Below are 22,006 nucleotides of genomic sequence, written 5' to 3' on the forward strand. Positions count from 1 at the left end.
AACCGTCCGCTACTGATTGCATTCAGTGGCGGGCGGTTATTTTTATGTTGATAAAGTCATTGACGTTTCTAAGCTCCTGCAAACGCCCCCAGTAACCATTTCTTTACCTGATCAACACACTTTCGCGACAATTCCCCACTATACTGACCTTGTTTCCAAGTAAGAGGAGGAATAAAGCTCATGACTAATCGTTTGGGAACCATCTTAGCAGCCGCGCTACTCGCGACAACACTGGGAACCGCATCATCCCCCGTAATTGGAGTGCAGGCGGCTACCCGGCCACACCTGACCATCGTTCAGTCCCGGAAAGCGGGTCAGCGAATTGCTCTGCAAAACGCCTCTAACGTCCGGGATCTAGGGGGTTACGTGAACCGTAAGGGCCAAGCTATCAAGCCCCACCGCTTGATTCGGTCTAACTCGTTAGCGACCCTGTCTAAATCCGACGAACGTAAGCTGGTCAAAATCTACCATCTCAAGACCGACGTTGACCTGCGAACTTTAGCTGAACAGAAGACCGCCCCCGATAAACGCATCAAGGGTGTCCGGTACGTCTCCAACCCCGTCTTTCTTAAGTGGGGCAAAGCCTCCGGCGACCTGAGCAACCGGATCAAAGGCGCCGGTGTCAAGAACATGGAAACCTTCTACCGTAACGCGGTTCTGGGCAAGCAAGGCCGTAAAGCCTACCGGACCCTCTTCCAGATCCTACTGAAGACCCCCAAGACCCAAGCGGTCCTCTGGCACTGTAGCGCCGGCAAAGACCGGGCTGGCATCGGCACCATGCTGATTCTCTCCGCTCTGGGGTTCGATAAGCAGACCATCCAAAAGGACTACTTGTTATCCAACAAGTATCTGGCTAAGGACAACGCCGCCAAGCTCGCCGCGGACAAAAAGGCTGGGTTCAACGCCACCCAGCTGGCCAACGCTAAAGCCCAAAACGGTGTCCAAGTCGCCTTCTTGAACGCCGCTTACCGAGCCATCGATCAGAAATACGGCTCCGTAACTAACTACCTGCACCAGGGCCTGGGCCTTTCTAAGCAAGACCTTACCCGGTTACAGAAGAATTACCTCACGGCCCCCCGCAACTAGTGTCTCCCCCTTATAGACACCAAATGTCCCGCGTACCAATGACGGTACGCGGGACATTTTTAATGGTTTCCTTTAAGCCACCGCTTTTTTTGCCGGCAATAGCTGCTTCAACGCTGGTTTCAAGAATAACGGCGCCAGCACCGTCGCCAAAATGATCACCAGAATCATGGCTGAGTAACTCGCATTACTCATCAAGCCCGCCTGGTGCCCAATTTGAGCGGTGATCAAGCCCATCTCGCCCCGAGCAATCATCCCCGTTCCGATCACGGTACTACTGGTCAGGTTGAAGCCACAGATTCGGGCCCCCAGACCGCACCCAACCAACTTGGTCAGGCAAGCCAGGACCGTCAAGACCACGATTAACCAAAGGTTCTCGCCTAAGTGCGCTAGAGTCATATTCAGCCCCACGCTGACAAAGAACACCGGAATGAAGACCGCGTTGCCCAACGGCTCGACGTGATCAGCCAACGTCTCGCGGTATGGCGTATTGGCCACGGCGATACCGGCAAAGAAGGCGCCAATCGCCCCGCTCAAGCCCACGATATCGGCCAACCAAGCCATGCCCAGACAGATCACCATCGACATGATGGTCACACTGGAGGCCATAACCAGTCGCTCGCTGAGGTGCATCAGGTACGGCGCAATCCATTTGACCAGCAAGTAGGTCCCCCCGAAGAAGGCAACTTGTTCGGCCAGAACCCACCCTAGCGCCGGGTGGCTGCCCGCGGTCTCGATTCCCTGACTCGCCAATAAGCTAATCATCAGAGACAACAGGATGACCCCGATAATGTCGTCCGCTACGGCAGCCCCTAAGATTGTCGCCCCTTCGCGCGTCTGTAACGCATGGAACTCCTTGAGCACCGCCACCGAAATCGACACGGACGTGGCCGAGAAGATGACCCCGATAAACAGCGCTTCGATGGGCGTGAAGCCCCACCACCAGGAGACGGCTCCCATCAGGAGGACCGGGAAGATCACCCCGGAAGTCGCCACCACGATGGCCGGCCGCAGATACTTCATCAATAATTGCAAATTACTCTCTAAGCCGCCCAGGAACATCAGGACCACGACCCCGATATCGGCGAAGAGGTTCACCAAACTATTCAACTGAACCCAGTTCAACATCGCTGGTCCGATCACGATTCCAATCAATAATTCACCGATCACTGCCGGGACGCCTAGCCGGTTCGCAAAGTTACCGGCCAGCGTGGTCAGCACCAGAATTAAACATAACGTTCCCAAAAATGCCAAAGGTCATCCTCCTTTTAGGTTTAATGTCCATGATACGCCAATTTGGCGCCCTACAAAAGGGACGACCGGCGATTCGTTTTCCAGCCAAAAACACCAGCACAACGACTGTCATGCTGGTGCGTTTCTATTAAGGCTTAGTTTGGTAAGTGGCTGCTTGGGCCAAACGGTCTACTTGGTCGAAGAAAGCCTCCCGATGAGCGCGGGTCACCAACTGCACTGGCCGGCCCGCCGGATCCAGATAGGTCCGACCGGCGCCCTTGCCCTTGGTGATGACCCGACTGGTAACCGTCTGCGTGTCGACCAGTTCGGGGAACTGACTGGAGACCGCCGTCAAGACGTCCCAGAGGTAATACGTCGAATTGGCTTCGTAGGAAAGAACTAACGCGTAGCCTTGACCAATCAGGTCTACGGCCGGATACCCCACCATCTGGGCCCAGTGGTGTCGCAGTTCATCGGTTAAGGGCAACTCGTCGGTGCTCTCCAGGCCCACCATCTGAATCGGAATCTGGGAGTCCCAGACCGTCTGGACAGCTTGGGGGTCCCAATACGCGTTCCATTCGGCCGTCCCATCCACGCCGGGTTCGTTGACGTTCCCTTGATGATTCATGGTCCCGCCCATCCAGTACAGCCGCTCAATCTTAGGAGCGATGTCCGGTGCCAGGGTCAACGCCCGGGCCAAGTCCGTCAACGGACCCGTCATGACCACCGTGGTCGGACCGTCCGCCTGACGGATCTTCGTGACCATGTCCTGATGGGCTGGAACCGGCGCTAGGGGCGTCTGGATGTCATCCCACCGGTTCAATAACGGCATGGCGTTGTAAGAATACGAGATCAGTCGCCACTCCTTAGGAAATTGGTGCACCGGACGAGAATCCGAGGCCGCCACACTTAAAGTGTGCCCCTGTGAATTAAAGTGGTCGATAATTTTCCGCGACGCTTCGACCGCGGGGTCCAAGTAGCCGTCGGCATCCACGACACCCACCCCTAGCAGGTTGATGTCCGGCACTTGCAGCAACAATAACAGGGATACTAAATCATCGACATTTCCATCATGGTCAAAATAGACGTTTTTCAAAACGAACCCTCCAGTGATTTCTTACTAGTTTACGGAAAATTTGCTTCCGAGTAAAGGGCATTTTTCGCCTATTTCGACATAAACTGTTTTACGGAATTAAAGTAAGGTGATTCTATGTACTAAAACCGAACTTAACCACTTATCATTCGGATTTAAATCGTTTAACGCTAAGTACCAAAAAAGCGTGGACACCACCATCCACGCTTTCCCTCATCAGGTTAATTAAAATAGGTCAAATCAGATGCTAAGGTTGGATACGCCATAATCGCATGGTTGATGTCCACTGAACTGAGCCGCTGTTGGATCACGAAGTCCAGGTAATTAATCACCTGTTCCGCCTCCATGCTCAGCACAGCCGCACCCACGATGCATCCACTGGCCTTTTCAATCACAACTTTGATGCGGGCATGCGGATCGTTCACGCGTTGGTAGCTGTACCAATGAGTGAGATCCAAATCGTTGACCCGGTACTGGTCCGGATCAGCGACGGCTTGGGCGGGCGTCACGCCGAGCTGCGCCAGCTGCGTCTTCCCGTAGACGACTGACGGAATCACGGGATAACTAATGGCTGGTGCGTTCGGCGTGGTCAACGCCGTGGTCAGGTACTGCCCTTCATACCCAGCCACGGGGGTCAACTTAGGTTGCGGCCGGTCGACCACATCGCCCAAGGCGAAGACGTGCGGATTGGTGGTCTGCAAATGGTCATTGACTGTGATACCGTGCTTGGTGGCCGCCACGTGCACTTGCTCCAGACCTAGGTCCGCAACCACCGGAGTCCGTCCGGCCGTCGCAAAGACCAAGTCCGTGGTCCACTGGTCGCCATCGGCCGTGGTGACCCGGTACTGGTCACCTGCCGGCTCGACCTGGGTGATGTCGGTTCCCAGCCGCACATCGATTCCCTGCTTGGTCAACTGCGCCAATAAGTCCGTGACCAAGTCACCATCGAACGCCCGGAGTGGCCGATCACTGTGGTGAACCAGGTGAACCTGGCTACCCGCAGCCCGCGCAATGTTGGCTAACTCAACGCCCACAAAGCCGGCCCCCATTAAGGTAATGTCGGCTGGCAGAGTATCGAGGTCTAGGAAGTCGTTACTGGTCTGTAACCACTCCTGCCCCGCAATCTGTGGCACCCGGGGCGCTTGGCCGGTCGCAACGATCACGTTAGTTGCATTCAACTGTTCCGTGTCGACCTGAACGCTGCCGTCTGCGTTGAAGTGCGCCATCCCGTGGAAAGTTGCGATACCGGCCGCCTTAAGACCGGACAGCGTTCCGTCGGGAATCCCTTGCGTGTAAGCCCGCTTCTTAGCCATCAAGGCCCGCCAATTAATCTCCAGCGTACCGTTCAAGCCGAAGCCCTGTAAGGCTTCACTCCGGCCCTGCGTTTCAACTGGCGCCATCAGGATTTTCTTGGGGTCACACCCCCGGTTAGGACAAGTTCCGCCCCAGAGGTCCTTCTCAACGACCGCCACATGTTGACCCTTAGCGTGTAACCCGTACGCTGCTGCTAAACCACCGGGGCCGCCCCCGAGAATGACCGTATCAAATTGCTGCATGCCCGAACACCCTTTCAAAGTCTGTCTAACGTTAAGTGTAGCACGTCACCGCAAAATTTCTAAGAAATTGGTTTCGACGGCTGAACACTAGTCACCGGATACGGCCGGTGCCCAAAGTACCCCGCCAGACCAATCAGGAGGGCCCCCGTGACTAAGAAAAGCAGACTGCCGGCCACGTGTTGGAACAACCAACTGTAGAGCAACGTCCCCAGGGGCATGGCTAAGGCACCTAACGTGGTCAACGTCCCGCTGACCCGGCCCATCACCTGGGTTGGCACCGTGCTCTGCATATAGACGCCCATGGGGGTGTTGATCCAGGCCAAAAAGACACCCGTGACGATGCCCAAAACCATTAAGCCCAACGTTATCGTATTCGCCCCTAGCTTAGCACCTAAGAGACTTCCAATCCCCAGATAGCTGAGGCCAAATCCGCAGACCAGCCGGAGAATGGCTTGAATCAGATTACGAAAGTTCGCCAACTTTAACAGCATCAGACTACCCACCAGCATCCCTAAAGCGAAGCTACTGCTGACCCAACCTAGTCGCACGTTGCCCAGCTTCAAGACCTGTACCATCATATACGACAGTCCCACGTTAATCGCGCTAAACAGCAAGTTGATCCAAACACTCAGTTGAACGATAAACCAAAGTACGGCGTGGTCGTGGATGTAGGTCAAGCCCACTTTAAACGCCGCTAATTGGGAAGTGGTGTTCCCCATTGTAGGGCCCTTAGGCAGCGGGTAAAAGTGCATCGTCATCGCGATACCCCAAACCACTGCCTGACCGGCCAGTTCCAGCACCAGAATACCCCGGAACCCAATTCCCGCGTATAGGAGTGCGGCCAACAACGGCGACCCTAGCTGAACGGCCGAACTTGCCGCCTGTTCAATCGTGGCTAAGGGTTTCAGATGCGTATCGTTGACCAATTCGTGAACCGAAGCCGTATACGTGGTGCCGACCACCTTATCGTTAATCCCGAAAATAGCCACAATCATCATCGAGACCAGTAAGCGGTCCGACACCCGAAAGACCACCCAACTATACCCGGCCAGCGCCGCTAATGTAATCGCCTTACTGATGAGAATCAACGACTTATGGTCGTGGCGGTCGACTAAATTACTGATGGGGACTACGAATAAAAGGCCGACGATGGGATAAATCACCGCCTCCAGTCCAAAACTAATGGCGGAGTGCGTCGTGTGCAGCAACATTAGACTCAACGCAAAGCTGAAGGTATCACCGCTTAGGCTGCTGATGATGTCGCTACTGGCCGCCTTGAAAATTTGGATAAGTGATTGACGATTAGAAATCTGATTTGTTACCATAATCCCAGCCTCTCTTTCTCATGATAATCTCATGTTTTAACTTAATTATCATTGTAAAGGGGATTCGCACGTCATTATCCTTGATTTTGGGGCTTATTTGCCCCATTCTAGGGCTTGAAAGGACTGGTCACTTGTGCATACCTTGGGCGCCACCCTCAAGCAACTCCGGCTAGATAGCCACTTAACTCAGAGCGAGCTCTACGGCGGCATCGTTTCCCGGTCCTTCGCGGGACGTTTGGAACGGGGCGAACACGACATCGCCGTCGAGAAATTTTTCCAAATTTTAAACCGGTTACACGTTACCGCCGATGAATTCCGCTTCGTTCAACAAGATTACCAACCAACCGCGACCACCTTGCTTAAGAGCCGGACGCATCTGGCCTACGAACAGGAAAACTTCCCCTGGTTGCACCACCTGGAACAGCGATACCACCACAGCCTCGATCCCCAACAGCAGGAATTGGCCACGGTTGCTGACATCCTACTGAAGTCCTTTGGAAGCGCCAACTGGCAGATTACCCCCGCCATGGAACAACTCTGGCAGCGCATGACCAACGCGCCCACTTGGCACCTCTACGACCTAGACATCGCCAACGCGTGGTTGTCAATTACCTATCAAAAACACGATAATGCAACGTTACTGGCTGGGATTGCCAAGATGCATGCCAGTTCCCAACGGTACCTGCAGGCGCCAGCTGACCCCTTCCACGTCATCGACACACGCGCATCCTTCGACCTAGTGGCCCTTCAGATTCTCTTCTGGAACCACCAATACGCCGAAGCACAGGCGTTTCGTCGCCAGCTCCTGCCCGAAAATCAGCCCAATCTCGGAACGGACGGGGCCCTGACGATTCAAGTTTGCCTATGCCTGTGGGAATGGTTCTTCGGCGACCAGCATGCCGGTGATCTGCGGGCTGACCGCCTAATGGCAATCTCCTGGATTCCAGCAGCAGCGAATATCCACTCGCTACTGGCTAGTTACCAAGCGCACGCCCGGCACTTCCGGGAAAAGCACCCGGAGTGGCAGAACCCGCACGCTTAATTTCCCATTGTTTAACTTTAGAAAGGATGTTTAGATGACCTTCTATACTTATGGTTACCTGACCACACGCCACCAAACCTGGCAGTACGCCCGCTTGATCTTAATCATCGTCCTACTGGCCCTGTTCATCTGGCTGTTCGTCTACTACTTGTGTCACCGGTGGAACGTGAAATATAAAGACTTGAGTATCATCACCGGGACCGTGATTCTGCTGGTCTTAGGGTTACAACTCAACGGCCTAGCCAACCTGCACGCTAGCGTTGTCCAGAACGGGGCGATTACCGACACCGTTAAGACGGTCGCAAAGCAGCTAAAGGTTAAGCCCCAACAAGTTTGCGTCAATGCCACAACGACCACGGACGGCCTTCTGTTCAAGACGCCCAAGGGTTATTACCGTGCCGCCTATAACTCAGACGGTTCCGCCTTCGTCTTAGAAAAACTGTCCTTATACCATCCACACGTCACCATTCAAAAGGAGCGATAGCCGCCTATGTTTACTTATTCAGATGTTGTGTTGAAGCTGCTCATCGGCTTCATTTTTATGACGTTACTCATTAATTTCACGGGTAAAGGGAACCTAGCCCCGACCTCGGCGATCGACCAAGTCCAGAACTACGTTTTAGGGGGCATTATCGGTGGGGTCATCTACAACTCCTCGATTACCCTGATTCAGTTCGTGATCGTGCTCCTCATCTGGTCACTGCTAATCTTGATTATGCGCTACCTCAAGATTCACGTCCGAATCGTAGGGAAATTCATCGATGGCGGGCCCATCACCATTGTGCGTGATGGTCGTCTCCTAGTCCATAATTGTCTCAAAGCCAACCTCTCCGCCAAAGAAGTGGACTTCAAGCTGCGGAGTGCCGGCGTCTACCAGATTGAAGAGGTTAAACGGGCAATCGTCGAACAAAACGGCAGTCTGACGATCCTCCGTCAGGGCGATGGCTCCATTCGCTACCCCCTGATTGTCGACGGCCAGATTGACTTTGACGTGCTCGAGCTGACCAACCACGATGAAGCCTGGCTGGACGAGCAGCTGACCCAACACGGCATCACCAACATTCGGGACGTTTACATGGCTAAATATGAGAACCATGAATTCAAGGTCACCCGGTATGACCGCAGTTAACCCTGACCAGAAAGGAGATCTTGCAACATGCCTGCCGACCAACTCCACGAACACTGGGATGTCTATAATCGCCAACTTCAACGGGTGGGTGACCAGTTGCGCGAAAATCCCGTCACCCCAGGCCATTACCATCTCGTGGTCAACGCCTTTCTCTTTAACCCTGCCGGACAAGTCCTGCTCCAACAACGGGCCCTTAACAAGCTCAACTTTCCGGGATATTGGGACACCTCATCCGGTGGTGCCGTCAAAGCCGGTGAAACCATCGAAGAAGCCATGCACCGGGAAATGACCGAGGAACTGGGCTTCGACCACCCGGTAACGGCTACCGACAACTACCGTATCATGCCCCACAGCCACTGGGTCAGCGCCTGGTTCGCCTTTCAAACCGACTGGACTGCCCGGGACTTCACCATTCAGACTGCCGAACTTCAACGCATCCGCTACTTTGATTTTCCCGCAGCTTTAGACCACCTCGACCAGATTGGCTTTGACAACTGCCAACTGGAGTTACGTGGCGCCTGGGAACATCTTTACGGTGCCAAAAAAACCAACGCCACTTAGCCTTGGTTTTTTCGGATCGATTACGTTGGTTATTACTTTCTAACGGTTAAGTAGTTCGCCCGAATGGCCCGTTCTTGTGCCGGGGTAATCTTCAGGCCCTTGTGAATGTAGTTACTCATTGACCCGTATTGGGATTGAACATCGTTAAAGAATTGGTTCAATAAGGCTGGCTTAGCCCAGGTTACCCCCAACTGAGTGTTGGACAAGAGGTAGTCGCGTTGAATATCCTTCCGGCTCACACCCAAGATGGTGTACAGAATTGCTGCCGCGGTTCCCGTCCGGTCCATCCCGTGGGAACAGTGGAAGAGCAGGGACCCCTTCTTTTGTTGTGCAACCAACGTTAATAGACGATGGTAGCTCCGCTTAGCAGCTGGCTTGAAGGCCATGTCCTTGTACATCCCCGCATCGTCGTTGTCGTAGTTCGAACGCGTGCCCAGGACGGAGGCTTGTAAGTAGTTGACCCCTTCGATCAGCGCATCCGGCTTCTTCTTGATCTGGTCAGCCGTTCGCAAATCAACAATCTGCTTAAGGTGCCAGTCTTGCGTTAACCGGGTGCCATCCAACGTGGTCAACTTATCTAAGGAATCGGCTCGCAACAGCCGGCCGCGCTTCACGTAACGGCCGCTCTTGGTCTTGTAGCCCCCCATATCACGAGCGTTTTCCGCCCCATCTAAGTGAATTGGTCGGTTGACCTTCTGAGATACTGTCGGTTGTAAGGCCGCATCCGTGGTCGTGGCGGCCATCACGGGAGACGCCGTGGTCCCGAATAACGCTAAGGCACACCCAAAACTAATCAATAATCGCTGTAGACGCATCTGTTTCAAACCCCTTTCTGAAGTATTCTTAGAATAGCAGGGTTGTGTAAAGAAACGTCAAAAGCCTTGTAGAAGTTGTGTAAACTATTTTATCGATAAATTAATATTGCCAATCCGTACTTAGAATCGAAGTACAGATTGGCTTTTTTACTGAAGCCCCTAAATTTTTAGCCATCATGATTGATTTGCCCCCCGCAATACCTAAAAGCAAGCGTATAATGAGTCCTATAATTGAATTTACGTTTAACTATTTTTCAACTGAAACGAGGCGACTCCTTTGCACTTCAAACCAACTCCTAATTTCTGGGCTCAACACCGGCACGGCCTACGACTCATCGTTTTGGCCATCGCCTTAATCTGGGGTGGCGTCTGGGGGCTCCAGTACCATCACAATTCCGTAGCCAAGACGTCTGCTCGGCTGACCACCCAACCCGTGAATACGGCCCGCATCACCACACAGCAACGACATTTAAGGAAACGATTACAGCATTACCTAAACCATGAGACGGCGGATGGCACCACCAGCATCAGCTTCTACAACCTCTCCCCTAAGCCCGGCAGCCCCGCCGCCAAAGCGTCCCTCACCCACCGGTTCTATCATCAAGGTGACCTCGCGACTTCCGCCAACGCGCACACTCCCGTGGTCTCCGCAAGCACCTACAAGCTCTTCATGGCGGCCTACGTTCTCCACCTTCACCACCAAGGTAACTTGACCTGGACACCGACCAGTACCACCGGTTTCGAGGAAATGATCGTTCACAGCGACAACACCTTCGCCGAAAACATTCTGGACGCCTACGGTTTGGACGGCATCAACACCTTCATCGGCGACCAAAACTGGTTCGCCCCCGTCTTCGTAGCCGGCCAAGCCTCCCAAACCACGGCTTATAGCTTGACCTTGGCCCTAAAGGACCTCGCACTTCAAACTGGACCGTTCAAATCAGCTAAGGATCGGCAGTGGCTACTCCACCTCATGTCCCAGCAGGTCTACCGTACCGGGATTCCCGCCGGGGCAGCGACCGCTAAGCAAGGGACCACCGTGGCCGACAAGGTTGGTTGGTACGCCGACACCAACAACGACGCCGGCTTGGTGACCCTGCCTAACGGGCAACGCTACATTCTCGTGATCATGACCCACGGCCATATGCAAAGCGGCTTCAGCGGCTTCCCGCGCATTGCCAAGATTACGACCCACATCCAAAAGATGGTTTATGGCAAATCCGCCACGGCTAAATTAGCTCCCTAATTATTTACATAGCAAGGTTGAACCCCGTCAAAGCGCCACTCCCCATGGAATTTTTCCAGAGAAGTGGCGCTTTAACTTGATAACCGGATTATCGTAAATTTACAAATCAACGTTTTTGGGATTTGGATCACTAATGACATACCTACAACTCAAAAAGACCACTTTTGAACGGCATTTAGCCCGTCAAAAGTGACCCTTGTCCCCCTAATTTCCCTGATTCTTCTGTTGCAAAGCCCGCTTGATTTCCGCTAAATCCTGCTTGAGCGCCGCATTTTCCTGCTCAATCGTGGTCAAGTGCTGCTCCAGTTTCTGGTAATCCGACGTAGTGTGGCGCTGGGAAAAGTACGTGGTAATGGTACTGGTCAGTGACCCGATGAAGCCGATTCCCACCAGCATCAACATTGCCGCTGCCCATTTCCCCACCACGGTATGCGGCGTCACGTCACCGTACCCCACCGTCGTCGTCGTGGTGATGGCCCACCATAGGGCCTGGCCCCACGAGACCTGCTCCGCGTAGGTGTATAACGACGCGGACAACAAGATAATAATCAGACTGGTCCACACCAAGTAACCGAACCCATTGGTATGAAAGAACCCGCGCAACTGCCCGCGTAGTTTCCCCACGAAACCCACCAGTCGAATCAAGCGGAAGAACTGGGTCAACCGAAAGATGCGCGTTAGTCGGGCCAGACGGAAGAAGCTAAAAATGGCGCTAAACGGGATAATCGCCAACAAGTCAAAGATGTTGTGCCGGAAAAAGGCCCACTTCGCGGGGGCTCGCCAGAAGCGTACCAGATAATCGACCGTAAAGAACGCTAAGATTCCAGCATCCACCCAGGCCCAAGGCCCGCGGTCGAGGTCCACCACACCGGCTAGCTGTAAGATCACCAGGGCAATCGACACCAACGCTAAAATCACCACTGTCACGCGATATTCATGGTGCCACCGTTGCCATTGCACGTCGTTTACCCCCTGTCGTCCGAATCCATTTTCTAAACTCAATCGTACTACGGAACCGATTTTCAGGGTAGCCCTAAGTCCCTTAACTTTGCCCCGTCAGTTGCGAGACCCGGAAGTTATGCCGTAGACCGGGCCAGATATACCGGTCGGATAACCCGATCAGTGGACCATTACCCAAAAGACAGAACAACGTTCCAATGTTGACCGAGTAGAGGCGGTGCGTGAACAGGACCGTTAAGATGATTATGGCTACAGGCACCAAGAAGTTCACGATTTGAGCGGTCATCACCCGGCCGTTAAAATAGAGGAACCGCAGAATATTGGTCGTGTCATCGTTGGGGTGCATGATCAAGTTCGCCCGTTGGTACAGCGAAATCGCACAGCAAAACGTGACCACCCCTAGTAAGCAGACCACGATTTTAGGAATAACCGACAAATCAGGCACACCTAGCCGGGTAAACCCAGCCACAAAAGTGTTCACAAAATAACTAAAACACGAAATAAAGGCCACCTCACCCACGAAGCGCCAGGTATCCCAGTGACGAATCAGAAGTTGATTAATCACCGCCGTTAAGACCCCAACCACCAACATCGGCCACCCCACCGTAGTACCAAATAAGTGCCCTAAGTTGACCTCCGACGCAGTCCAAGGACTGGTCCCCATGTTTGTGGCGACCGTGAGACCATTTCCCAACGCATTGATCACCAGACCTAAGATTAAGGCTAAGACCCGTTGCGGCATGGGATTATTTTGTGCCATATCAAAACTTCTTTCCAACTAAGATAGGATTATCCTAGCGGTTAAACGTCGGCTTTGTCAACGCCTGCCGGGGCCTGGAGCGCCGCTAAAATGGCCGTCTCCATCTTCTTGGGACTAGTCGTAGGCGCGTACCGCTTGATCAACTGCCCATCGCGTCCTACCAAGAATTTGGTAAAGTTCCACTTGATGCGGCCATGCCCTGAGGCGGCCTTAAGGTACCTAAACAACGGGTCTGCATGGTCTCCGTTAACCTGCACCCGCTGGGTCATCGGGAAGGTAACCCCGTAATGTAGTTGGCAAAAGTCACTAGCCGCTTCATCCGAATCTAGCTCCTGGTGGAATTGGTTCGACGGTAAGCCCAAGATTACCAACCCTTGGTCCCGGTACCGCTGATACAACGCTTCGAGCGCCGTTAGCTGAGGCGCTAACCCGCACTTGCTAGCCGTGTTGACGATGACCACGACCTGCCCCCGATACGCCGCTAGGTCTAGTGGCTGCCCACTCATTTCCGTTTCTTTAAACCCATAGATAGTTGTCATGCGACCGTCTCCTTCGACCATTTTAGTTGCTTGCAATTTAGTGTTTCCCAATTAACTTTAGGGCCATTATAAGCGTTTTAATGGACAACTGCACGCACAAAAACGGCCCCACATGACGTGCAGACCGCTTTTTAAAGCCTCTATTGACTTCATGCGTTAATCAAATTCTTCATACTCATTCGGATCCTGCCCATCGATCCGACCATCAGGACGGTCTAAGGCGTTAACGGCCGCCAATTCATCTTCCGTCAGACTAAAGTCAAAGATGTCGAGGTTACCGCGTTGGTGCTTCAGATTGCGGGCCTTAGGAATCGGCACGATGCCCCGCTGGGTGTGCCACCGCAGAACAATCTGCCCCACGTTCTTTTGGTACTTACCGGCTAGATCGCGAATCACGGGTTCTTGCAACGCCGCGCTCCCCCGACCTAACGGACTCCAGGCTTCCGTCACGATTCCCCGGTCATAGTCGGCTTGCCGCATCCGTTCTTGGACCCAGTACGGATGACACTCAATCTGGTTAACGGCCGGCGTCACACCAGTCTCTTGAATAATCCGGTCAAGATGCTCCGGTTCAAAGTTAGACACGCCAATCGACCGAATCAGGCCCCGGGTCCGCGCATCGATCATGGCCTGCCAAGCCTCAACATAGTGGTTCCGCTTAGGGAGTGGCCAATGGATCAAGTAGAGGTCAAAGTAGTCTAAACCCATCCGGTACAGCGACTCCTGGATAGCCATGGTGGCATCGGCGTAACGGTGGTACTTCCCGGGGAGCTTAGAGGTCACGAAGAACGCCGACCGTGGTAAGCCGGACCGGCGAATCGCCTCACCCACGGCCCCCTCGTTATCGTAATTGGTGGCGGTATCTAGACTGCGATACCCGTCTTGAATCGCCGCGAGAATCTGGTTAACTCCCGCGCCACCCCGAATCTGGTAAGTCCCTAGACCAATCACTGGCATCTGAACCCCATCGTTTAAGGTCAACTCTGGTACTTGCATCTAATCATCCTTTCCAAGACTGCTCTCCGTCCCATAGACAGACGGAACCTTCACGAATTAGCTTACACCCCTCATTTAGGCTTGTGAAGGTTGGGCGGAGCGGTGTTGGGCAATGGCGCGGTTCAGCACCAGCGCCAAGACCAAGGAAATGGCCGCAAAAACGGCCGCACTCCAACTGATGTAGCGCAGGCCCACGACGCCCAGCATCCCCGAAGCCGTGGCTGACCCCAGCGAGATTCCGAAGTTAAAGAAGATCGAGTTCAGCGAAGACGCCAGCACCGTTGATTGTGGGTACTCCCGCTCCGCGATGTTTAGAAAATGAATCTGAATCGGTGAATTCAAAATCGTTACGATCAGGGTCAGAATCAAGAGGATTCCCAGACCAATCAGCTTGCTGTTCATCCCCCAAGGGAGCAGCAACAGCAATACGATATCCGCCACATAGAACCGCGGCATGACCCGTAGCCCGTTTCGTTCCGCCAGCATCCCCGAGAAACGATTACACAGGATGTTCATGATTCCAATCAGGAACAATAGCCAGTTCAGACTAGTGGTACTGAAGCCTAAGCCGGTGGTCAGAATTGGTCGAATGTAGGTGTAATAGGCGTACATGGTCGCCGCAGTGAACAGGACCAAGACGATTCCCAGGTAGATTCGCTTGTCCGCCAACAGGACCAGCTGATTCTTGATGCTGCCCTGAACCTGTTCAACTTGCTTGGGCAACAACCACCCAAGTAACAGGCAGGTCACCAGACTGATGACCGTGATCAGGTAAAAGGCATCGTGCCAGCTATACGCCGTACTGATGGCCGTCCCAATCGGCACCCCGAAGACTGAAGCGATACTGAAGCCCGCGAAGATCCACGAGACCAGGTTCGCCCGCTTCTCCCGTGGCGCAATGGCGCTGGCGAAGGTCATGATCAGGGAGATAATGGCGCCGGCCACTACGGCCGTCAAGACCCGTGAAAGTAACAGCACCGTGAAGTTCATCGCCAAACCACTGAGCGTGTTACCCACCAAAAAGATGACCATTAAAACCATCAGCGTTTTATAGCGACTGAACCGGTTGGTCAGAATGGTGATAAACGGCGTGCTCACGGCATAAACGGTCGCAAAGATGGTGACCAAATAGCCCACTAATGAAACGGACACGTGAAACTCTTGGGCGATATCGGAGAGGACCCCGACCACGATAAATTCGTTACACCCCAACATAAAGGCGACCAGCACGAAGACGATGGCCTGCCAACGGTACTTGTTCATATGGATGTTCCTCCAGAGAAAATTTTGATACTCCTAGCGTACACTTTCGCACCCCAAATGGGCAGTTAAATTACTCAGGAATTAAGATTCCGCAGCGGCCGTGGCCCGGTGCCGGGCAATCGTACGATTCAGGCTTAAGGATAGCACTAGCGAGACGCCAGCAAAGAGTAACGCGCCCCACCAGAGATTCCCCAGACCCGCCAGACTCAAGACGCCCGAGGCCGTGGCTGATCCCAGTGAAATCCCGATGTTAAAGAAGATGGCGTTCAACGCCGAAGCGAGCGCCGTGGCTTGCGGGTAACGCTCCTCGGCCACATCCAAGAACATGATCTGCAGTGGTGAGCCCGCTAGCAACACCACTAAAGTCAGGACTAGGAGCAACGCGTACCCCGTCCAGGGCAGCAACATGGCGACGGGGAACAGTAGGAAGAGGACCATGTCGAAGACGTAGAGTCGCGGCATGAACCGCAATCCGTCGTGTTCGGCCAGGCTTCCCGAGACCCGATTGCTGATAATGCTGACAATCCCGATGACCATCAATAACCAGTTCAGGCTGGTGGTGTTGAAGCCCAGTGTGGTGGTGATCAACGGCCGGATGTAGGTGTAGTAAGCGTAAGACGTGGCCGCCGAAAAGAGGATCAGCGCCGCGCCCAGCAAGATGCGTTTGTCCGTCAACAGCACCAATTGGTCCTTGATGCCGCCACCGGCTTGCTTCAGGTCCCGGGGTAAGAGCCAGCCCAGAATCAGGCAGGTGACCAGGCTCAGCAGTGAGATCACGTGAAAGGCGTTCTGCCACCCGAAGTTGGTACTGATGGCCGTCCCAATCGGCACCCCAATGACCGAGGCGATGCTGAACCCGGCCGCTAACCAGGAGATCAGCACGGCCCGTTTATTCCGCGGCGCAATCACGTTACAGATGGCGATACTCAGTGACTCGATGGTCCCGGCCACGATTGCGGTGATCATCCGGGCCGCCACTAGAATCGGGAAGCTGGTGGCGAACCCGGTCAAGGTGTTGCCAATCAGGAAAATCACCATCAGCCCCATAAAGGTGTGGTACCGGTTAAACCGGTTGGTCAGCACCGTGATCAACGGCGTACTGATGGCGTAGACGGTCGCAAAGATGGTGACCAGATACCCCACCGTGGGAACCGCCACGTGTAGCGACCCCGCGATGTCGGAAATGATGCCGACCACGATAAATTCATTACAGCCTAACATGAACGACACTAAGACGAACGATGCGGCTTGCAGTTGGTATTTACTCACATTGAAACTCCTCTCCAAAAAAGCTCTTACCTCTTACTCTACCGTACTTTTCCGCGAAAGGAAACGTGCCAAATTAGCCAATATGCTTCCCAAAAGTCACCTATTTTGTGCTCCGGAAAATTCCCCGCTTGTCCATAAAACCAGCATGGTATACTTGACCTAAACACAAACCGGGAGGCAAACTTATGATTCGTCCAATTGTTCACGATCCCCAGCAACTTAACCATCGTGCGGCTCCAGCCACTCCGGCCGACGCCGCCATCATCACGGACCTCATCGACACCCTTCGTGCTCACCAAGACAACTGCGTGGGCATGGCCGCCAACATGATCGGTCAAAACGTCCGCATCATCGTGGTCTTGATGGGCGTCTTACCCGTCGCGCTGGTCAACCCCCAGATTCGTCAAAAACGCGACCCCTTCGCCACTCAAGAGGGGTGCTTATCCCTTGAGGGCGAACGGCCCACGACCCGCTACCAGACCATCACGGTCGACTACCAGGACCAACAGTTCCAGGCTCACCACCAAGAGTTTACGGGCTTTATTGCCCAGATCATTCAACACGAAGTCGACCACTGTAACGGCATCGTGATTTAACCCGAAAGGAGTCTTCGATATGTCTGAACGAACCAAAATGCTGGCGGGCGAGCTTTACGACCCGACCGACCCCGAATTAGCGGGGCAACGATTGGCCGCCCACCGTCTCTGCCAACAATTCAACCAAACCTTTGAGGAACAGGAGGCTGAACGCCAAGCCCTGATTGACCAGCTATTACCCGACCACGCAGCCGGCGTCTTCTTCCAAGGCCCCATCTTCTTCGACTACGGACACAACAGCCACATCGGCGCTAACTTCTACAGTAACGTCAACCTGACCGTCCTGGATACCTGTGATGTCACTATCGGCGATAACGTGATGCTGGGGCCCAACGTTACGCTGGCCACCCCCTTACACCCGTTGCGCTACCAGCAACGTAATCTGCGGACCCGCGCTGACGGCAGCCAGTTCGACCTCGAATACGGCAAGCCCCTGACCATTGAAGACAACTGCTGGTTAGCCAGCAACGTCACGGTGACCGGCGGGGTAACCATTGGTGAGGGTAGCGTGATCGGTGCCGGCAGTATCGTGACCCGCGACATCCCCGCCCATTCACTGGCGGTGGGGAATCCTTGCCGGGTGATTCGGCCCATCACGCCGGACGACACCTTGCCTGAATAGGAGTTGGCCGGTGAAAAAATTAATGGCGATTTTTCTCGGGGCGCTGGTTGGTAGCGCCCTACGTTATCTTCTGACCCCCGTGGGTCCCTCCCACCACTTACTGACCGTCATGGCAATCAATATCGGTGGGTGCCTACTTCTGCCCCTAGTTACGGGAGCCCTTCCCCTGCTGATTCCCGTTGCGCCCCACGTGATCACCGGCCTCAGCGTTGGCTTGGTCGGCAGCTTCACCACCTTTTCGACCTTTGCTTTAGACGCAGCACGCCTTCTACAGGCCCACGCCTACTGGGCCGCCCTGGGCTATGTCGGCGGTAGTCTACTCCTAGGGTGGCTGGCAGCGGCCGGTAGTCTCTCCCTGACGCACCGGTGGGTTAAGGGGGCACGCTTCCGATGATCACCGCACTCCTGGTCTGCTGCGCCGGCGGGGGTGGGGCCCTCTGCCGGTTCGGCCTGACGCTTCTGGGCAACCGCCTGTTCTACGACACCTACTTTCCCTTCCCTACGCTGATCATCAACGTGGTTGCGGCCACTCTCCTGGGCATGGGCGCGGGGTGGCTACCGGCGACCTCGTTGGCCTTTCAAGTCCTCAGTGGTTTTCTGGGTGGCTTCTCGACCTACTCGACGTTCACCACGGAGTTCACCGATCTCCTGCACACCTTTCCCAAAGTCGCCGCTAGCTACATCGGCTTATCGGTGGTCCTGGGAATCGGGGGCGCGTTTCTGGGCTTCTGGTGGGTCAGTGCTTAAATACGGCAAACTAAAACGCTTCGCTGAAATATTCGGCGAAGCGTTTTTTCGTATTTCTGAATTAATGTGCCACGGACGCCCGTTGCGGTAAGGCCTGCAGCACCGTCGTGGCAATAATACACAGGCCACCGATCACTTCAAAGTGGGTGATGGGCGTCCCTAAGACCACCACAGCCAGTAGCGTGGCCGTCAGCGGTTCAAACGCACTCAACATCCCCGTGGTCTCGGGTTCTAGGCTTTCCAGGCTCTTCAGGTATAACAGGTACGCCAACATGGTCCCGGCAATCACGATGAACGCAATCCCACCAATAACCGTTCCGTTAACTTGTGGCAACCGGGTCGTCACCAACGTGGGTCCAAACGGTAGACTGCCCACCAGCATGGCCCAGCCCACCACTAACCGGGCATCAAATTGGGCCAGGAGTTGGCGCGGCAACAGGGTGTAGGCCGCGCCAACTAGCTCCGGCTAACAATCCCCAAAAAAGTGCGAGGGGGGACAGGGCCAAGCGCGTCAACTGCCCGTTTGTGACTAACAAATAGGTCCCAAACAGGGCAATGCCAATCGACAAAATATCGATACGCCGGGGCCATTGCCGGTGAACGAACGCCAGGTAAACGATAATGAACAACGGACTCAAGAACTGCAAAACGGTCGCGGTCGGCGCGTTGCCATGATAGATCGCCAAAAAATAGGTCAACTGCGAGGGAACCATGCCTAAAAAGCTGAATAGGATCAACGCCCCAATCATCTTAGGCTGACGCCAGATGGCCCACACCGCGTTGCCGTTACTGGCCGCGTACCAGATCAACAATAACAGTCCCGCAAAGAACAGTCGAATCCCCGTTAACCATAGGGAGGGCACGTGGTACTGCCCCAAGATGGCTTGGGCCACCGTCCCCGACGCGCCCCATAAGATTCCTCCCGTAATGACTTCCATTAACCCCATGCGCCGACTTTTTGGCATCCGCCCTGCTCCCCTTCTCAACAAAATTAGCCAAACAAAAACGCGTCCCAATGGGCAACGCGCTACTTAAGCCGCTTATTGGATTTGAACCAACGACCTCTTCCTTACCATGGAAACGCTCTACCTTCTGAGCTAAAGCGGCATGGTTCTATTATCACCGATTATGCTGGACCTGACAATAGATGTACCGGGAAAAATTCCAAAATTACCGCACCTTACTCCCGGCCGTTAACGCCTGAACCACGGGCATTCACCGGGTGGTTCCGCTTTCTCACCAATCAAGAATTCCCATAGAATTTCACTAGTGACCGGTCGCACAAAGTAAGCCCGCCGCTATTTTAAAGAACCGTCTCACCAAATTTGTCGGCGAGGCGGTTCCATATTTTTTCAGTCAACTTGCCATCGAAGTTCGCCGGGGTAACGCCTGTAGGAGCGCCGTGGCCAGAATGCACAGGCCCCCCAGAATCTCAAAATGGGTCACCGGCGTTCCCAGAACTGTCACGGTCAAGAGGGTTGCCGTGAGGGGTTCGAAGGCACTGAACATCCCCGTGGTCGCCGGGTCAAGGCTCTGGAGGCTCTTCAGGTAGAGAAGGTATGCCAGCATGGTCCCTGCAATCACGATGAAGGCGACACCGCCCACGACCACGCCATTGAGGTGCGGCAAGCGGGTGGTCACCATTGTCGGCCCAAACGGCAGGCTGCCCACCAACATGGCCCAGCCCACGACCAGCCGGGCGTCAAACTGCGCGAGGAGGCGTTGGGGCAACAGAGTGTAGGCAGCCGAACTTACACCCGCGACCAGTCCCCAGAACAGTGCCAGCGGGGCTAACGCTAATTTGGTCAGTTGTCCGTTAGTCACCAACAGATAGGTACCGAATAACGCGATGCCAATCGACAACACGTCAATGCGCCGGGGCCACTGCCGGTGCACCGCTGCTAAGTAAAGGATAATCAGCAACGGACTGAGAAATTGTAAGACCGTAGCGGTCGGTGCGTTTCCGTAGTAGATGGCTAGAAAGTAGGTCAATTGAGACGGAACCATTCCTAAAAAGCTAAATAGAAACAATTGTCCGGCCAGCTTGGGTTGGCGCCAAATCGACCACACGGTGTGCCCCTTACCTAAAGCGTACCAGACCAGTAATAACAGTCCTGCCCAGAACAAACGGACTCCGGTCAGCCACCCAGACGGAACCTGGTCTTGATCCAGGAGGGCTTGTGCCACCATCCCGGACGCGCCCCACAACGTGCATCCCGTAATGACCTCCGTCAGTCCCACCCGACGATTTTTTAGCATTCGGCTGGCTTCCCTTCTCTACGCAACTCGCCAAATCACAGTCCATTTACCCCCACAACGCGAGATCAAGCCGCTGATTGGATTTGAACCCCCAGCGCTTTCTTGGTCGTGCTAAGTCATCTGGCTCCATTATCACCAACTGCACCTGACCTGACAATTAATGGGATTAGCAAAGTTTTGAAATTGTCATAACTAGCACCGTTTGCCGTCACCCTGGTCCGTTGACCCGGTCTCTTTTCCAAATGAATCTTAAAAAGATAACCTATGTACGACTTTCAGCAACGATTTTACGGAACTAATTAGCACAACGTCGGTTAGGAGGAAACTTACTTTGGCCCCAACGTCCAGCATTCAAGTCTACATGGCCAGTCACACCACCTTTAAAAAGCGCCGGTGGGGGTACCGGTTGGCCCTCCCTGATCGTACGATTCGGCGAACCGGCGCAACGCCTTACGCCTACACGGGTCCCGCGATGGGAATCGTGGTCCTGATCAAGGCACTGCGGCATCTTCGCCGCCTACGCTTAACGCACTTTCCCTTAGCATTGACCACCAATATCAAAACCGTAGAATTGGTCCTCACCTATCAGCGTCTAGCGGACTGGGCTGCCCACGACTGGCCACCAACCATCGAACTGGTCGACCTGTGGCAACTGGCGGATGCCGAACTCCGTCACTTTCCGGCCTATACGGTTCAGTGGACCCCGGACCGTTATCGACGGGTGGACTGGTTGGTCAAGCCGACCCATCCCCACCGTTCTCAGCACCATCGCCGGCAATGAGCCCCCTGTGTAGCTCGCCAGCCGAAGCACCTCTGTCGTTTAAGTGTACAATCAGTTAATAATAATTTTGGGCAAAAAAAAAGAACCCAATCACTGGGTTCTTCACGTCGCGTGGCAACGTCCTATCCTCG

General features: G+C 54.3%; 25 protein-coding genes and 1 tRNA gene. 11 read left to right on the forward strand and 15 right to left on the reverse strand.

Annotated elements, in window-relative coordinates:
- Positions 1–180 precede the first annotated feature (180 nt).
- Positions 181–1,086, forward strand: a complete 906-nt coding sequence (locus FD30_RS05655; RefSeq protein ID WP_056944223.1) for a tyrosine-protein phosphatase — start codon at positions 181–183, stop codon at positions 1,084–1,086.
- A 72-nt stretch (positions 1,087–1,158) separates the two neighbouring features.
- Here the strand turns inward: FD30_RS05655 and FD30_RS05660 are convergent, their stop codons facing one another.
- The 4 genes from FD30_RS05660 to FD30_RS05675 all read right to left on the reverse strand — a co-directional run bounded on the left by FD30_RS05660 (position 1,159) and on the right by FD30_RS05675 (position 6,290).
- Positions 1,159–2,337 (reverse strand): cation:proton antiporter, encoded by a 1,179-nt coding sequence (locus FD30_RS05660; RefSeq protein ID WP_056944224.1) that lies wholly within the window; start codon positions 2,335–2,337, stop codon positions 1,159–1,161.
- 127 nt (positions 2,338–2,464) lie between these two features.
- Positions 2,465–3,412: a nucleoside hydrolase gene (locus FD30_RS05665; RefSeq protein ID WP_056944225.1), complete on the reverse strand. Its 948-nt coding sequence runs from the start codon at positions 3,410–3,412 to the stop codon at positions 2,465–2,467.
- Between the two features lie 218 nt (positions 3,413–3,630).
- The gene (locus FD30_RS05670) at positions 3,631–4,965 is read right to left on the reverse strand and encodes a dihydrolipoyl dehydrogenase family protein (RefSeq protein ID WP_056944226.1); all 1,335 of its coding nucleotides are present in this window, start codon (positions 4,963–4,965) and stop codon (positions 3,631–3,633) included.
- A gap of 59 nt (positions 4,966–5,024) precedes the next feature.
- The gene (locus FD30_RS05675) at positions 5,025–6,290 is read right to left on the reverse strand and encodes an MFS transporter (RefSeq protein ID WP_056944227.1); all 1,266 of its coding nucleotides are present in this window, start codon (positions 6,288–6,290) and stop codon (positions 5,025–5,027) included.
- A gap of 133 nt (positions 6,291–6,423) precedes the next feature.
- Between FD30_RS05675 and FD30_RS05680 the strand changes: the two genes are divergently transcribed.
- From FD30_RS05680 to FD30_RS05695, 4 genes are read left to right on the forward strand one after another with little or no spacing between them, the layout of a single operon-like run.
- Complete coding sequence (locus FD30_RS05680; protein ID WP_056944228.1) at positions 6,424–7,332, forward strand: helix-turn-helix domain-containing protein; 909 nt, start codon at positions 6,424–6,426, stop codon at positions 7,330–7,332.
- Positions 7,333–7,366: 34 nt separating this feature from the next.
- A complete protein-coding gene (locus FD30_RS05685) occupies positions 7,367–7,816 on the forward strand; it encodes a DUF3290 domain-containing protein (protein WP_056944229.1) in 450 nt (149 codons plus the stop codon).
- Positions 7,817–7,822: 6 nt separating this feature from the next.
- The gene (locus tag FD30_RS05690) at positions 7,823–8,461 is read left to right on the forward strand and encodes a DUF421 domain-containing protein (RefSeq protein ID WP_056944230.1); all 639 of its coding nucleotides are present in this window, start codon (positions 7,823–7,825) and stop codon (positions 8,459–8,461) included.
- A 27-nt stretch (positions 8,462–8,488) separates the two neighbouring features.
- A complete protein-coding gene (locus tag FD30_RS05695; protein WP_056944231.1) occupies positions 8,489–9,022 on the forward strand; it encodes an NUDIX hydrolase in 534 nt (177 codons plus the stop codon).
- Positions 9,023–9,054: 32 nt separating this feature from the next.
- Here FD30_RS05695 and FD30_RS05700 read toward each other — a convergent pair whose 3' ends face one another.
- Positions 9,055–9,837, reverse strand: a complete 783-nt coding sequence (locus tag FD30_RS05700; protein WP_056944232.1) for a tyrosine-protein phosphatase — start codon at positions 9,835–9,837, stop codon at positions 9,055–9,057.
- A 277-nt stretch (positions 9,838–10,114) separates the two neighbouring features.
- Here FD30_RS05700 and FD30_RS05705 point away from each other — a divergent pair, with 277 nt between their 5' ends.
- The gene (locus FD30_RS05705; protein WP_056944233.1) at positions 10,115–11,083 is read left to right on the forward strand and encodes a serine hydrolase; all 969 of its coding nucleotides are present in this window, start codon (positions 10,115–10,117) and stop codon (positions 11,081–11,083) included.
- A 204-nt stretch (positions 11,084–11,287) separates the two neighbouring features.
- Here FD30_RS05705 and FD30_RS05710 read toward each other — a convergent pair whose 3' ends face one another.
- From FD30_RS05710 to FD30_RS05735, 6 genes are all read right to left on the reverse strand, one after another.
- Complete coding sequence (locus FD30_RS05710; RefSeq protein WP_225426485.1) at positions 11,288–12,043, reverse strand: ion transporter; 756 nt, start codon at positions 12,041–12,043, stop codon at positions 11,288–11,290.
- A gap of 82 nt (positions 12,044–12,125) precedes the next feature.
- On the reverse strand, positions 12,126–12,803 hold the full coding sequence (locus tag FD30_RS05715) for a YczE/YyaS/YitT family protein (RefSeq protein ID WP_056944234.1): 678 nt from the start codon (positions 12,801–12,803) through the stop codon (positions 12,126–12,128).
- A gap of 41 nt (positions 12,804–12,844) precedes the next feature.
- Entirely contained in the window at positions 12,845–13,342 is a 498-nt protein-coding gene (locus FD30_RS05720; RefSeq protein WP_056944235.1) for a glutathione peroxidase, read from the reverse strand.
- A gap of 156 nt (positions 13,343–13,498) precedes the next feature.
- The gene (locus FD30_RS05725) at positions 13,499–14,338 is read right to left on the reverse strand and encodes an aldo/keto reductase (protein WP_056944236.1); all 840 of its coding nucleotides are present in this window, start codon (positions 14,336–14,338) and stop codon (positions 13,499–13,501) included.
- A gap of 75 nt (positions 14,339–14,413) precedes the next feature.
- Positions 14,414–15,601 (reverse strand): MFS transporter, encoded by a 1,188-nt coding sequence (locus FD30_RS05730; protein WP_056944237.1) that lies wholly within the window; start codon positions 15,599–15,601, stop codon positions 14,414–14,416.
- An 81-nt stretch (positions 15,602–15,682) separates the two neighbouring features.
- Complete coding sequence (locus FD30_RS05735) at positions 15,683–16,870, reverse strand: MFS transporter (RefSeq protein WP_056944238.1); 1,188 nt, start codon at positions 16,868–16,870, stop codon at positions 15,683–15,685.
- Between the two features lie 185 nt (positions 16,871–17,055).
- Here FD30_RS05735 and FD30_RS05740 point away from each other — a divergent pair, with 185 nt between their 5' ends.
- From FD30_RS05740 to FD30_RS05755, 4 genes are read left to right on the forward strand one after another with little or no spacing between them, the layout of a single operon-like run.
- The gene (locus FD30_RS05740; protein WP_056944239.1) at positions 17,056–17,466 is read left to right on the forward strand and encodes a peptide deformylase; all 411 of its coding nucleotides are present in this window, start codon (positions 17,056–17,058) and stop codon (positions 17,464–17,466) included.
- Between the two features lie 19 nt (positions 17,467–17,485).
- Positions 17,486–18,088, forward strand: coding sequence for a sugar O-acetyltransferase (locus FD30_RS05745; protein WP_056944240.1), 603 nt, complete (start codon positions 17,486–17,488; stop codon positions 18,086–18,088).
- A gap of 10 nt (positions 18,089–18,098) precedes the next feature.
- Positions 18,099–18,482 (forward strand): fluoride efflux transporter FluC, encoded by a 384-nt coding sequence (locus FD30_RS05750; RefSeq protein WP_056944241.1) that lies wholly within the window; start codon positions 18,099–18,101, stop codon positions 18,480–18,482.
- Positions 18,479–18,835, forward strand: coding sequence for a fluoride efflux transporter FluC (locus FD30_RS05755; protein ID WP_056944242.1), 357 nt, complete (start codon positions 18,479–18,481; stop codon positions 18,833–18,835). The genes FD30_RS05750 and FD30_RS05755 overlap by 4 nt, the downstream gene beginning before the upstream one ends.
- Before the next feature lie 61 nt (positions 18,836–18,896).
- Here the strand turns inward: FD30_RS05755 and FD30_RS11760 are convergent, their stop codons facing one another.
- The 4 genes from FD30_RS11760 to FD30_RS05770 all read right to left on the reverse strand — a co-directional run bounded on the left by FD30_RS11760 (position 18,897) and on the right by FD30_RS05770 (position 21,094).
- Positions 18,897–19,271, reverse strand: a complete 375-nt coding sequence (locus FD30_RS11760) for a DMT family transporter (RefSeq protein WP_225426484.1) — start codon at positions 19,269–19,271, stop codon at positions 18,897–18,899.
- On the reverse strand, positions 19,243–19,800 hold the full coding sequence (locus FD30_RS11765; protein ID WP_225426483.1) for a DMT family transporter: 558 nt from the start codon (positions 19,798–19,800) through the stop codon (positions 19,243–19,245). Before FD30_RS11765 ends, FD30_RS11760 begins: the two co-directional genes overlap by 29 nt.
- A 69-nt stretch (positions 19,801–19,869) precedes the next feature.
- Positions 19,870–19,942 (reverse strand) — tRNA-Thr (locus FD30_RS05765).
- Between the two features lie 249 nt (positions 19,943–20,191).
- Positions 20,192–21,094: a DMT family transporter gene (locus tag FD30_RS05770; RefSeq protein ID WP_056944243.1), complete on the reverse strand. Its 903-nt coding sequence runs from the start codon at positions 21,092–21,094 to the stop codon at positions 20,192–20,194.
- A 331-nt stretch (positions 21,095–21,425) separates the two neighbouring features.
- Here FD30_RS05770 and FD30_RS05775 point away from each other — a divergent pair, with 331 nt between their 5' ends.
- The gene (locus tag FD30_RS05775) at positions 21,426–21,875 is read left to right on the forward strand and encodes a hypothetical protein (protein WP_056944244.1); all 450 of its coding nucleotides are present in this window, start codon (positions 21,426–21,428) and stop codon (positions 21,873–21,875) included.
- The last annotated feature ends 131 nt before the right edge of the window (positions 21,876–22,006 follow it).

It is taken from the genome of Levilactobacillus namurensis DSM 19117, from assembly GCF_001434785.1.
Lineage (GTDB): Bacteria > Bacillota > Bacilli > Lactobacillales > Lactobacillaceae > Levilactobacillus > Levilactobacillus namurensis.